The organism is Pedobacter sp. GW821-FHT01D05 (assembly GCF_059422505.1).
Window position 1 is genome coordinate 48,509 of record NZ_JBWKXA010000001.1, and the last position, 12,881, is coordinate 61,389.

Here is a 12,881-nt window from a genome sequence, read left to right on the forward strand (position 1 = left end):
TGCCATTGTTGGTCCGTTTCCGTTTGGGTCTTTCAACGAATGCGTTTTGTCTTTAATTCCGAAGAAATATATTTTATATGCAATTAAAAGCGCGCAGGTACCCAAAGAAAGGTATTCAAAATTCATCTTAATAAACTTAACCTATTTCTTCGTAAACGTTCCCCTCGTAAAACCTTCGCCAATTAATGTCTCATCATCTCTGATTAATAACATAATGGTATTCTGCTGATCGTAAAGTTTGATCATATCACCCTCAATAACATATTTCGAGGTGAAAATAGAATCAGTAAAGGCATCGGTAACGGTTACCGAATCTTTCGATTTAAAATTGAAGGTTTTGTACTGTATGTCTTCGTTGCTTGCAAAGGTACCTGTAACCACTTTTGCCTGTATAAAAGTAATGTAGCAGAAATACCCGGTTACCAGAATCACAATTACCGAAAAACCGATCAAAAATTTATTGCCGCTGGCATATTTGATCGAAAAGTATAAAATGGTAATCAGTATTAAGGCTACAACCACAAAAAAGATGATGTTCGTGTAATCTTTGTTTTCTTGAGGTACCGATGCCGCGATGCTTGTTTTTTCGGCAGCCGCTTTAACAGGAGAAATCCTAACTAAAAATTCTTTACTCACCCATCCTTCACCATTGGTAACCTTAATTTTATAAAAGCTTGTATTTGACGAATCAATCACGGCAACATTTTCATCTTTAGGTAGATATCCCACAATTTTGCTTTTCGGATCAGCTTTTTGCCTTACGCGTAAATCGTCGGCAGTTACACGATACATATCGGCGCTTGCTGCCGTTTGAGGGCTAGTGGTGGGCTGTGCAGTATTTGCCTGAGGAGTTGCTGGTTTCGCAGCAGAAGCAATTTTTTCGATGAAATCTTTGCTTGCCCAGCCTTCGCGGTTTTTAAACTTTACTTTGTAGAATTTGGCATTGCTGGCATCTAAAACCGTAATGTTTTCATTTTGAGCAATATTTCCAATAACCTTACTTTTCGGATCGCTACTTTCCCTTACACGCAATTTGTCTGCCTTAACACGATAAGTTTCTTGTGCACTTAAATGGTTCGTGAAAGTAAAAAGAGCGATGAGGAGGAAGAAAATTCTATTCATAAGTATTGGATTTCTGCGAAACAGTTTAATCGGTATTGCAAACACGCTATAAGCAAACACCGTGCTAAGAGTTTCAAAATTAGAAAATACTTTTAATAGGTAAGGATAAGATTGAAAAAAGGTGCAGCTCCTCTCCTGAAATTCTTCTTTCAGCAGCGTCAGAACATCTTATAAAACAGATAAGTGAGACTACCAGCTTCCACCAGTACCACCGCCGCTGCTACTGCCACCGCCCCAGCTACTGCTTGATGAAGAGGATGAGCTGCCGCTTGATGAAGAGGAACTTGATGACGAGCTCGATTCGACCAACATAGCCAATGTGATCCACTTTATAAATTCTGTTTTTTTACAAAAACTACATTCGTTTATCAGCTTTGCCTGCCCTTCGTGACTGTAAGTGGCCTGTTTAACTGTAACGCGTTCATTCAGTTTGTATGTCCTAAAAGTGCATTCGGGGCATTCGGTATAACTATTGTATTTTTCTGCTGGCCATGCCTTAATAATATGTTCTTTATGGTCTGTGCTTTCCCAGATATCATAATCATAAGCTAAAACAACTTCCTCTTTACGTTGTCCTGCGGTTAAAAATGGTTTTCCTTCTATGTTGATATCGCGATCTACTCTGATCATCGGGTTATTTTTACTATCCAAAACTGGCTTGAAACGATCAATCGTTTTAACGCGCTTGATGAGGTGGAGTATAATTGCAATTAAAATTATAGGAGAGAAAAGAACTAACCACCAGTTCTTTTTGTGGAAAGCCACAACGGCATCAAAGAAATTTTTGTCGTCCTGGTGCGCTTTTCTTAATGCCGACAAATAGAAAAGGTACCGAAAGAAAAGCAATATGGCTAGGATAGAAAAAAGAATGTAAGGGATATGTGCTAATTTTATCTTTTCGAACAGCTCAAAAGCACCAGTAAAAACAAAAATAAAAATAGAAACAAACACAATAAAGAAAGCCACTCCACAGCCTTTAGCTATGGTGGCATCATAACTATTTTTATTCTTGTCAAAGCCTTTTGGATTTAAACCATTTTTGGCTTGCCTGTTCACAATTTTGAACACCCCGAAAAATGCCAGTAGGATAATTCCTGTAGGAAGCCAAAAATTTTCGAGCGAACTGTTGCTTTCGTGTTGGGTGAAAAACTGATTGAGTTCTGATTTATGTTCAGGGTTTAAAATAATTACACCAATGGCATTAATGGTATTCGTTATCCCGGTGCTGAAATCATTTTGCCTGAAAGCCGGCAGGAGATTCTGCTCGGCAATATGTTTAAGCTTTACATCTGGCAATACACCTTCAATCCCCGTTCCGGTAATGAACCGGTACTTTCGCCGATCTTTTGAGATAAATAATAATAAGCCATTATTGCTGGTTTTTGAGCCAATTCCCCAGGTGTTAAAAAGCTCAAATGCAAAATCGAAATCTTCTTTATCATGGTCGAAATCGTTAACAATCACCACTGCCACCTGAACATTGGTTTCATGTTCAAACTGGGCAATGGTGTTATTTAAATCAGAAACCGCACTGCTTCTTAAAATGCCGTCAGGATCACTTACATAACCTCCGCCATTGTTTTTTGGGTTTGGTATGTCTTTTACTTTGTAAGCAGTTTGCCCAAAAGCAATATGGGCAACTAAAAGAAAGAATAGTAGGGCAATGGGTTTAAACAAACGGGTATTGAGCATTGTATAAATTTAGGTGCCAGGTTTTTACATCAAGATCTAACAACTAGGTAGCGATATGGTTTACTCTTTTAATATTTTAGCCAATACCTTATTCAGTTTTGCTTTATCTTTCATGTAGGCTTCCAGATCGTAAAGTTGCACCGTTTTGAATTCTATCGGGTGACTTTCGCTCTGTAATGAAATATAACCTGATGTTAATGCTTTGCCATCTATTTTAACTTTCGGGTCGAAATTAGAAACGCTGCCGCCACCAATTTGAGGTTTGGTATATTCTAAAACCACTTCGCCTGCTATAATGTGTTTGATAACCGAATCACCTAAAACTAAAAATTCTGCGGTTACCCATTGGTCGCCTGCATAGGTTTTCGATTTGGAATCTAAGCAGTGCCCCGTAAATAGTTTTCCATTATAATCAATTAGTGTTCCAGGTGTGCATACGTTACTGGTATGGCGTTCATGTTCACCATCTCCGCCAAGAATTTGGGCTTCAATCGAAATGGGAAAATCCTGGTTTTTTAACATCGTTGCCGGATCCTGGCAATGTAACATGGCACCACTGTTTCTGGTTGCCCAGCCTTCACCACCTTTAGCCTGATCGCCAACAAAACGGTAGGTTACTTTTAAAAGATAGGCCGAAAAAGGTTTTTTGTAGAAAATATGTCCGTACTGTTGGTCAAATTCTTTATATCCGTCATAACTCACTTTCATTACGCCATTTTCTACACGAAAAGTATTGGCATAATTTTCTTTGTATTCGTGTTTGGCAATTTTAATGTTCCAGTCTTTTAAATCTTTTCCATTAAAAAGATTGATCCAGCCTTTCTGGGCATTGGCATTGAGGATAGTAAGCGATAAAAATAATACCGCAAGATAAATTGATTTTAATTTCATAGTAACATTTGGGTTGGGTGCTAAAAATATGAAATTTTTTCTATCTCAGGAAACGGCAGGGAAGTCGGGAGTCTTCAGAGTTGGGAGTCTGAATTTTATGGTGAATAGCCGGGTAGTTCATGATTGATAGTCTTGTAGCCCATAGCTTGGAACCAGTTAACCGATTAACAATTAACCTTAGGGATACGTCATTTCGACTGGAGCACGGCGGAATGGAGAAATCTATTTAGTCTATAATCCCTAGTCTTAAGACGATTAACTAAGCTATGCATTTGGGATGCAGCGATAGATTAGAGATACGTCATTTCGACTGGAGCACCGCGGAATGGAGAAATCTATTTAGTCTAAAATCCCTAGTCTTAAGACGATTAACTAAGCTATGCATTTGGGATGCAGCGATAGATTAGAGATACGTCATTTCGACTGGAGCACGGCGGAATGGAGAAATCTATTTAGTCTAAATCCCTAGTCTTAAGACGATTAACTAAGCTATGCATTTGGGATGCAGCGATACACATCAGTTAACCGATTTAAACAATTAACCAGTTAACCAAACCTTTGTAATATTTTTCGTCGCTTTGTAGTAACCAATATGGCCATCAACTACTAAACCATGGACCAATGAACTAATGACCAGTGAACTACTGTCTAATGAACCAAAAAAGGATTAACCTTTTCCAACGCAAAAGCCAGTTGTTCTTCCTGTGTAAGATCGGTATTATCTAAAATAATGGCATCATCAGCCCTAACCAATGGACTTTCCTTACGGGTGGTATCGGCATAATCACGATGGGCAAGGTTTTCAAAAACCTCTTCCAGGGTAGTTTCGTTATTGCCTTTGCTCTCCAGTTCCTTAAATCTGCGTTCGGCCCTGATTTTCGGATCGGCCGTCATAAAAAATTTCACAGGGGCATCAGGGAAAACGGTAGTGCCAATGTCACGGCCATCCATGACGATGTTTTTCGATTTACCCATGCGCTGCTGCTGCTTCACCATTTCATGACGCACAATTTTATGTGCTGAAACCTCGCTTACATTTTCAGAAACGGGCATTAAGCGGATTTCATCAGAAACCTCTTCACCATTAAGGGTAATATGGGATTCGTAATCGCGGGAGTGGAAATTCAGTTCGATGTGCTGTAAAGCATCAACAACTTTAGCATCATCAGTAATATCGATGTTATTTCTTAAGAAGTATAGCGTAACGGCACGGTACATCGCTCCGCTATCTACATAAATAAAACCTAATTTTTTAGCCAGTGCTTTTGCTAAAGTACTTTTTCCGCAAGATGAGTAGCCATCTATTGCTATTACCAGGTTTTTCTTCATCGTAGCGCAAAGGTAAAAAATAGAAACAGAATGCTGAATTTTTTTAAAGGTATAAAGATAGATTCTAAACAAGATAATGCTAAAACATTGATTTGCTGGATGTGTTTAATTATAAAATAAATACACAATTATGTTGTTATCTGAAAGAATGTTGGCGGCCCTGAATAACCAGGTTAAACTGGAAGCCGAATCGTCGCAAGTTTACCTGGGAATTGCTTCATGGTTAGAAACCCAGCCGGGTTTAGAGGGCTATACCGAGTTTTTTTATCGTCAGAGTGAAGAAGAACGCCATCATATGCTTAAGCTGATTCATTATATCAATGATCGTGATGGACATGCCATAATTACTGCCCTTGAAATGCCCAAAAACTCTTTCGGACAGGTTATAGAGGTATTTCAGGATTTTCTGGATAATGAATTGTTGGTGTCAAAAAGCATTAACGATTTGGTAGAACTTTCACTGAATGAGAAAGATTATCTTACTTTTAAATTTTTGCAATGGTATTTGGATGAACAACTGGAAGAGGAAAAAATGGCGAAAACGATGTTAGAGAAACTTCAATTGGTAGGTAGCGATAGGGGAGGCATTTACCAATTGGATAAAGATATTGTAGGGTTGCGCACCAAGGTAAGCGAATCGAAAGAGGGAGAATAATCTGTTTTTATTAGATCCCAAATTATTACTTTTGCAGCATGTTGCCTACAAGAGATGAAATTTTACGGTCTGTTACTTTCAAAACTTCCAGAAGCGGAGGTAAGGGTGGGCAAAATGTAAATAAAGTTTCGAGCAAGGTAGAGCTTATTTTTAGTATTGATACTTTCGAGCATTTTAGTGACGAAGAGAAAGTACTTTTGAAGGAAAAACTCCAAAACCGTTTAGATTCTGAAGGACTGTTACATATTGTCTCGCAAGAGGATAGGAGCCAGCTACTCAATAAAGAGAAAACAGTTGCCAAGTTGATTGAATTGTTAAAACGATCGCTTCAGGTTCAGAAGAAAAGAAAAGCAACAAAAATCCCTAAAGCAGTTATTCAAAAAAGATTGAAGAATAAGGCTGTAAATGCAGATAAAAAGGAGAGTCGCAAAAGACCATCAATTGATTAAAGCCTACGGCCTAATTTCTATTATAGTTCCAATGCAAATGCTCAATTAACCAATTTAAACAGTTAACCTAACGCTTCCCAAACCTATAATACAAACTTAAACCACCGTAATTCTGTGCTTTAGCCACACTTTTAACTTCTTTGGTTTTAAAAATGATATTAAAATCGGCAGTAAATCTTTTTGAACTATAATTTACACCAAACTGTTGCTCAAAAACAATCGGTTTTACCCCAAAAGTTAATGGACTGTTGTTGTTAAAAAGACTTCCCTGTATGGTAGCATCGTAGGCAACAAAGTTTAGCTGCGGTTTAACATAAAAGAAAAATTCTGAATTGTTTAAGCTTTTTGTTTTCGAATTTCCGATCACTGCGTTGTGATAAGCACTGTTGAACAATTGATTTAGTTTTCCGGCCCTAAAAAGCACTGATGCACCCAAACCCGAAAAAGTTGTACCTAAGTTGGCATAACCCTGGGCACTGATATCCACAATGGGATCTTCAGGTCTAAAAAGTAACTTGCTATAATTTGCGGCAAGGTTTACGGCCAGTTCATTTTTAATCTGGTAATCCCAACCTGCAGGGGTATAAAAACCTACGGTTTTATGTAGGAAACGTTGTGCGGTTTGGGCAAGCGAGTTCGGGCCAACCGTTCCCAATTCTACACTGGTTTTTAAAACGCTCTCATTTTTATAGAAAACAGAATATGCACCACCTGCATAAAGATAACCTGCAAAAGGCCTGTCCTGGTCCGCTTTGTTAGGAACCTGCCCCCAATAAGGCGTATACATTTTCTGTCCGGCAGAAATTTCGTAGATTTTTTTCTCTATTTTATCTGAAAGCTTTTCGGTATTAATGGCATGGCGGAAGTAGATAAATAATCCGTTGGTATAATATCGATCGTTTAAAGTAGCCAGATAAGCATCGTTTTCGGTTTTAAAGCCAAATTCGTTTTTAAAAGATTGAGCGAAACTGGTTGAAACAACCAAACCAAAAACTATAGTGAATAAAAATGATCTCATAAAAAAAGCCCAGGCAATTTACCTAGGCTATAAAAGTATTTATTGTAATTGGATTTTTGATTGTTAATCCAAAAGAATTAGCAATTAGTTTACAATCGGCGCAATTTTAACACTTAAATCTAAAGGTTTTTTAACCTTGTTTTTGGTTAAAGCCAATTCAATTACTTCACTCATTTCGGTTACATAGTGGAATTTTAAATCCTTGATGTAACTCTCTTTAATCTCTAAAATATCCTTACGGTTGCTTTTGCAAAGGATAATTTCTTTAATGTTTGCTCTTTTTGCCGCTAAGATCTTTTCTTTGATGCCACCAACCGGAAGTACTTTTCCACGTAAGGTAATCTCACCAGTCATAGCTAAATGCTGTTTTACCTTACGTTGTGTAAATGCCGAGGTTAGGGCCGTAAGCATGGTTACCCCAGCAGAAGGTCCGTCTTTTGGCGTAGCGCCTGCAGGCACGTGAACATGAACATCCCAGTTGTCAAATAAACTGTAGTCTATATCAAATTCAGCTGCATGCGCACGTAAATAGGCTAGCGCAATAACCGCCGATTCTTTCATTACATCGCCAAGGTTACCTGTTAAGGTGAGTTTGCCTTTTCCTGGGCTTAAGCTAGATTCGATAAATAAAATATCGCCTCCAACACTTGTCCAGGCCAAACCGGTAACTACTCCAGCCACTTCATTGCCTTCGTATAAGTCTTTATCGTAAATTGGCGCACCTAAAATACGTTCTACATCTTCATTGCTTAAATTTGGATCGTAGGTTTCTTCCATCGCAATTTTTGTAGCCACACCACGCACTAAAGAACCTATTTTTTTCTCCAAACCACGTACACCTGATTCTCTGGTATAATCTTCAATCACTTTTTCGATCAGCGGAGTTTTTAGGTTAATATCCTTAGTTTGTAAACCATGGTTTTCCTTTTGTTTAGGCAACAGGTATTTTTTAGCGATTTCTATTTTCTCTTCAATCGTATATCCGTTTACTTCGATAATCTCCATACGATCTAACAAAGCAGGCTGTATAGTGCTTAAAGAGTTGGCAGTTGCAATAAACAGGATGTTGGATAAATCGTAATCCATTTCTACATAATGATCGTAGAAGGCACTGTTTTGTTCAGGGTCTAATACTTCAAGCAAAGCTGATGACGGATCGCCACGGTGATCGGTTCCTACTTTATCTATCTCATCCAAAACAAAAACCGGATTATCTGCCCCTGCTTTTTTAATAGATGAAATAATACGGCCTGGCATTGCGCCTATGTATGTTTTACGGTGGCCGCGGATTTCTGCTTCATCGCGGATACCGCCTAAAGCCATACGTACATACTTACGGCCTAAAGCTTTTGCAATAGATTTTCCTAAAGATGTTTTACCCACTCCCGGAGGACCAACCAAACATAAAATAGGCGCTTTCATATTGCGCTTTAATTTTAAAACCGCTAAGTATTCGATAATACGTTGTTTCACTTTTTCTAAACCGAAGTGATCTTTATCCAAGATGCGTTGTGCTCTTTTTAGGTCGAAATTATCTTTAGTAAACTCGCTCCAGGGTAAATCTAAAAGAAGCTCTAAATAATTTAACTGAACAGAGTAATCTGGTGCAGCAGGGTTCATTCTACCCAATTTATCCAGCTCTTTATCAAAATGTTCGGCAACTGCTTTTGCCCACTTTTTCTTTTTAGCTTTTTCTTGTAAAGCATCAAATTCTAAATCGGCAGAGCTGCCTCCCAATTCTTCCTGAATGGTTTTTAGCTGTTGATTTAAAAAATAATCACGTTGTTGCTTATCTAAATCGGTACGGACTTTTGATTGGATCTGATTTCTCAGCTCCAGCATCTGTAATTCGACCATTAAAAGCTCCATTACCTTTTGTGCTCTTTCCTGCAATTTATCCATTTCAAGGATTTTTTGCTTATCGGCCATTTCGGCATTCATATTTGATGAAATGAAATTGATCAAAAATGAATTGCTCTCGATGTTTTTAAGTGCAATACTCGCTTCACTTGGGATATTTGGCGAAAGCTGGATGATCTGAGCAGACATTTCGCGGATAGAAGCGATTAATGTTTTAAACTCTTTATCTGCTTTGTGCTTTTGTTCTTCGAATTTTTTAACAACTGCTTTAATGTAAGGTTCGTTCTGTACCTCTTCAATTAAGCTAAAACGTTGTTTACCCTGGATAATTACAGTGGTATTTCCATCAGGCATCTGCAACAGCTTAATGATGTTTGCAACCGTACCAACAGTATTAAGTTGCTCAAACGTAGGGTCTTCAATGGAAACGTCTTTTTGAGAAACAACCCCAATAATCTTATTTCCTTTGTAAGCTTCCTTAATTAATTTAATTGATTTATCTCTTCCAACTGTAATAGGAATAACTACTCCTGGAAATAAAACTGTGTTTCGCAAAGGCAATATGGCCAACGTTTCGGGCGTTTCCTCATTGTTCATTTCCTCTTCGTCTTGTTGAGACATTAAGGGGAAAAATTCAGTATCCTCATTTATAATTGGCATTGCTGTATGGAAATCAAATATATCTTGTTTACTCATTATCACATTTTCCGCTAACGACAAACTGGCAGTTCAATCGTATTCACTTTGTTTAATTTTGGTATTAAGTTAATAAATTCAACTCTTGTGCCAAAGTGAAAATAATATTAATCTTATGTTAAAAAGGCAGAGTAATATAAATATTTTCGCCAATATCATATAAAGCATATTTTAGCGTTTAAGCTAATGTTTAGGGCATTTGGTTTTGAATGAAAGAAAATTAAAAACTTTTAAATTATCAGAATAGGATTATATTGCAAAAAATTTCTCCTATAAATTTGGTTAGGCGTTAGATTTGTTAAACTTATTACTCATACATGAACTATTTTAAAAAGGCGATTTTAGGATTAATTATTTTTACATCAACTAGTAGTTTCGCACAAAGCAATTACGAAAGAAGCATGCAGGCGATGATGAAAGGTGATTATAAAACCGCCGCTATACAATTAGAAAAAGCTGATGCCAAAACTAAAGATAACGCAAACGTGCTCCAGATGCTCGGATATTCTTATTTCCAAAATCGTGAATATGAGAAATGTATTGCCACGTATAGCCGGTTATTAACCATTAAACCTACTGAGGTTACGGCTTATTATTACCGGGGGATAGCAAGATTAAAAATCGCTAACGACCCTAAAGAATCGTTAAATTCCATGCGCGAGAACTTTTATTTGGCATCTCTCAAAGATTTTACAAAAGCCATTGAAATTAATGGTGATGAAGATGCCCAAATGTTTCAGAACCGTGGCTTAGCTTATAAGGATTATGCAATTTTCAGATCTTTTAAAGCGAAGAAAAAAGAAGAAAAAGCGGCTTGTGTAGCTTTGTTCAATAATTCTATTGCTGATTTTCAGAAGGTATTAACCTTGCAGCCGTTAAGAAAAGATATTATTGATTGGGTAACATACGATAAGGCGCAGATTGCTAGCCTAAAGTAAAATATAGTCTTTAAAGAAAAATGGGACTTGAATATTTTCGAGCCCCATTTTTTTATTTCAGCTTTCCGATAACTGAATACTTCTTTCCCTTTAACAACCTAATTTTCTGTTGCTTTTGGATTGCATAAAGGCTATCCGGGCAGTAGGTTAAAGTATCCTCAGATTGGTATAAGATATTTTTATTATCGATGATGATCTCTATTTTACCTGCTTTCTGACCGCTCCAGCTTATAGAAACCTTCTTAATAGGGATTTTTTTATTGTCGGAAGTATAAATATCAACGCCATCTTGTTCTTTTATTTTAAAACTCCCTTTCCACGAGGTTTTATTAATATCGGCATTAACGAAGATCGCTAATTCTTTTGCCCAGTCGGCAATTTTAGCTGTTTTGCTTTCGGTTGCCCCATTTACACTAACGGTTTTATTTACTATGGGGTTTAGTTTTTGTAAGCGGGAAATTTCCTTTCCAAAATATCCTTTTATATCAAAATACAATAAATCGGTATTTGCTTCAGCTTCTTTTCGCTGATTACAGGAAAATAATGCCAAAGCAAATACCAGGATATGAAGTTTCTTAACCATTATACTAAAACATTTCCTGTCATTTCTGCTGGAATAGCCACGCCTAATATTTTTAGAATGGTAGGGGCAATGTCGCCCAACTTACCGTCTGCAATGGTTTTATAATCCTTATCAATTAAAATACAGGGTACCAGGTTGGTAGTATGCGCAGTATTGGCAGATCCATCGCCATTAACCATAAATTCGGAGTTTCCATGGTCGGCCAAAAGAATAAACGAATAACCATGCTCCAAACCTTTATTTACCACCGTTTCTGCACATTTGTCTGCGGTTTCTACTGCTTTTACCACAGCCTCAAAAACACCTGTATGGCCAACCATATCCGGATTGGCAAAGTTTAAGCAAATAAAATCGGCCCATCCGGTTTCCATTTCTTTGGTAATGGCGTCGGTAATTCCTGCGGCACTCATCTCTGGTTGAAGATCGTAGGTAGCTACTTTCGGTGAAGGAATTAAAAGGCGTTTTTCGTTTTTAAATTCAGCTTCCCTTCCGCCAGAGAAGAAGAAAGTTACGTGTGGGTATTTCTCAGTTTCCGCAATACGGATCTGGTTTTTATTGTTGTTGGCCAGTACTTCGCCAATGGTTTGAGTTAAATCATCTTTGGTGAAAATTACATTTACATTTTCAAAACTCTCATCGTAGGTGGTCATGGTAACATAATACAATGGCAGTTTGTGCATCTGCTGTTCCGGGAAATCTTTTTGCGTTAATGCGGTAGTGATTTCACGACCTCTATCGGTACGGAAATTAAAACAGATTACTACGTCATCATTTTGAATCGTAGCAACTGGTGCGCCATTATCCTGCGTTAAAACGATTGGTTTCAAAAATTCATCAGTTACGCCATCAGCGTATGATTTTTTGATCGCGGCCAGCGCATCCTGGGTTTTTTCGCCAATACCGTTTACCATCACATCGTAAGCCTGTTTAACGCGCTCCCAGCGGTTATCGCGGTCCATTGCGTAATAACGGCCAACCATGGTAGCCAATTTAGCATTTGTATTTTGGATGTGGTTTTCCAGATCAGTAATAAAGCCCAAGCCGGAGTTTGGATCAGTATCACGCCCATCTAAAAAAGCATGAACAAAAGTGTTTTGTACGTTTGCTTCATTTGCGGCATCGCATAAAGCTTTTAAGTGTTCGATATGTGCATGCACACCGCCGTTTGAAACGAGACCGATGAAATGGACTGCTTTGTTATTTTGCTTAGCATAATCGAATGCACTTACCAAAACCGGGTTACTGTGCAATTCTCTGTCGGTAATCGATTTGTTGATTCTTCCAAGCTCCTGGTAAACTACCCTACCTGCACCTAAGTTCATGTGCCCAACTTCCGAGTTTCCCATCTGCCCGGCTGGTAAACCTACTGCTTCACCTGATGCTTCAAGCTTAGAATTTGGGTATTTCTGTAATAAAGAATCGAAAAAAGGAGTGTTGGCAGCATATGCAGCATCAGAATTATCTTGTTTTCCGTAGCCCCAACCATCTAGAATTATAAGCGCGAGTTTTTTATCGTTTACCATTTTTATTGTAAAATTTATTGATCCACATTAAAACATTTTCATGTATAACATGTTTTAGTATTTTGTTTATATGGCAAATATAACTTTATTGATGCTTATACAAATGAAGAAATCCTTTTTTTGAT

General features: G+C 37.8%; 11 protein-coding genes. 3 read left to right on the forward strand and 8 right to left on the reverse strand.

Annotated elements, in window-relative coordinates; all coding sequences use genetic code 11:
• Window positions 1-141 precede the first annotated feature (141 nt).
• From AC07VK_RS00170 to cmk, 4 genes are all read right to left on the reverse strand, one after another.
• Window positions 142-1,122 (reverse strand): SH3 domain-containing protein, encoded by a 981-nt coding sequence (locus tag AC07VK_RS00170; protein WP_492957463.1) that lies wholly within the window; start codon window positions 1,120-1,122, stop codon window positions 142-144.
• A 189-nt stretch (window positions 1,123-1,311) separates the two neighbouring features.
• Window positions 1,312-2,814 (reverse strand): TPM domain-containing protein, encoded by a 1,503-nt coding sequence (locus tag AC07VK_RS00175; RefSeq protein ID WP_492957465.1) that lies wholly within the window; start codon window positions 2,812-2,814, stop codon window positions 1,312-1,314.
• Between the two features lie 60 nt (window positions 2,815-2,874).
• The gene (locus AC07VK_RS00180) at window positions 2,875-3,705 is read right to left on the reverse strand and encodes a 3-keto-disaccharide hydrolase (protein WP_492957467.1); all 831 of its coding nucleotides are present in this window, start codon (window positions 3,703-3,705) and stop codon (window positions 2,875-2,877) included.
• Between the two features lie 648 nt (window positions 3,706-4,353).
• Entirely contained in the window at window positions 4,354-5,034 is a 681-nt protein-coding gene (gene cmk, locus AC07VK_RS00185) for a (d)CMP kinase (RefSeq protein ID WP_492957469.1), read from the reverse strand.
• 130 nt (window positions 5,035-5,164) lie between these two features.
• Between cmk and AC07VK_RS00190 the strand changes: the two genes are divergently transcribed.
• Both AC07VK_RS00190 and arfB read left to right on the forward strand, forming a co-directional pair.
• Entirely contained in the window at window positions 5,165-5,689 is a 525-nt protein-coding gene (locus tag AC07VK_RS00190; protein WP_492955669.1) for a ferritin, read from the forward strand.
• A 38-nt stretch (window positions 5,690-5,727) separates the two neighbouring features.
• The gene (gene arfB, locus AC07VK_RS00195; protein ID WP_492955670.1) at window positions 5,728-6,138 is read left to right on the forward strand and encodes an alternative ribosome rescue aminoacyl-tRNA hydrolase ArfB; all 411 of its coding nucleotides are present in this window, start codon (window positions 5,728-5,730) and stop codon (window positions 6,136-6,138) included.
• Window positions 6,139-6,205: 67 nt separating this feature from the next.
• On the opposite strand, the gene AC07VK_RS00200 is transcribed toward arfB, so the two are convergent.
• Together AC07VK_RS00200 and lon are read right to left on the reverse strand one after the other, a co-directional pair.
• Window positions 6,206-7,156 (reverse strand): lipid A deacylase LpxR family protein, encoded by a 951-nt coding sequence (locus AC07VK_RS00200; RefSeq protein WP_492957471.1) that lies wholly within the window; start codon window positions 7,154-7,156, stop codon window positions 6,206-6,208.
• Between the two features lie 84 nt (window positions 7,157-7,240).
• Window positions 7,241-9,712 (reverse strand): endopeptidase La, encoded by a 2,472-nt coding sequence (gene lon / locus AC07VK_RS00205; protein ID WP_492955672.1) that lies wholly within the window; start codon window positions 9,710-9,712, stop codon window positions 7,241-7,243.
• 317 nt (window positions 9,713-10,029) lie between these two features.
• On the opposite strand from lon, the gene AC07VK_RS00210 reads away from it, so the two are divergent.
• Window positions 10,030-10,650 carry a tetratricopeptide repeat protein gene (locus AC07VK_RS00210; protein ID WP_492955673.1) on the forward strand — a complete coding sequence of 207 codons (621 nt, stop codon included), beginning with the start codon at window positions 10,030-10,032 and terminating at the stop codon, window positions 10,648-10,650.
• A gap of 52 nt (window positions 10,651-10,702) precedes the next feature.
• Here AC07VK_RS00210 and AC07VK_RS00215 read toward each other — a convergent pair whose 3' ends face one another.
• Together AC07VK_RS00215 and gpmI are read right to left on the reverse strand one after the other, a co-directional pair.
• Complete coding sequence (locus tag AC07VK_RS00215) at window positions 10,703-11,233, reverse strand: hypothetical protein (protein WP_492955674.1); 531 nt, start codon at window positions 11,231-11,233, stop codon at window positions 10,703-10,705.
• Window positions 11,233-12,756, reverse strand: coding sequence for a 2,3-bisphosphoglycerate-independent phosphoglycerate mutase (gpmI, locus tag AC07VK_RS00220; RefSeq protein ID WP_492957473.1), 1,524 nt, complete (start codon window positions 12,754-12,756; stop codon window positions 11,233-11,235). The genes AC07VK_RS00215 and gpmI overlap by 1 nt, the downstream gene beginning before the upstream one ends.
• Window positions 12,757-12,881 lie beyond the last annotated feature (125 nt).

Coding starts and splice junctions, on each gene's coding strand:
- AC07VK_RS00170 (WP_492957463.1), bottom strand. CDS start 1,122: ATGAATAGAATTTTCTTCCTCCTCATCGCTCTTTTTACTTTCACGAAC.
- AC07VK_RS00175 (WP_492957465.1), bottom strand. CDS start 2,814: ATGCTCAATACCCGTTTGTTTAAACCCATTGCCCTACTATTCTTTCTT.
- AC07VK_RS00180 (WP_492957467.1), bottom strand. CDS start 3,705: ATGAAATTAAAATCAATTTATCTTGCGGTATTATTTTTATCGCTTACT.
- cmk (WP_492957469.1), bottom strand. CDS start 5,034: ATGAAGAAAAACCTGGTAATAGCAATAGATGGCTACTCATCTTGCGGA.
- AC07VK_RS00190 (WP_492955669.1), top strand. CDS start 5,165: ATGTTGTTATCTGAAAGAATGTTGGCGGCCCTGAATAACCAGGTTAAA.
- arfB (WP_492955670.1), top strand. CDS start 5,728: ATGTTGCCTACAAGAGATGAAATTTTACGGTCTGTTACTTTCAAAACT.
- AC07VK_RS00200 (WP_492957471.1), bottom strand. CDS start 7,156: ATGAGATCATTTTTATTCACTATAGTTTTTGGTTTGGTTGTTTCAACC.
- lon (WP_492955672.1), bottom strand. CDS start 9,712: ATGAGTAAACAAGATATATTTGATTTCCATACAGCAATGCCAATTATA.
- AC07VK_RS00210 (WP_492955673.1), top strand. CDS start 10,030: ATGAACTATTTTAAAAAGGCGATTTTAGGATTAATTATTTTTACATCA.
- AC07VK_RS00215 (WP_492955674.1), bottom strand. CDS start 11,233: ATGGTTAAGAAACTTCATATCCTGGTATTTGCTTTGGCATTATTTTCC.
- gpmI (WP_492957473.1), bottom strand. CDS start 12,756: ATGGTAAACGATAAAAAACTCGCGCTTATAATTCTAGATGGTTGGGGC.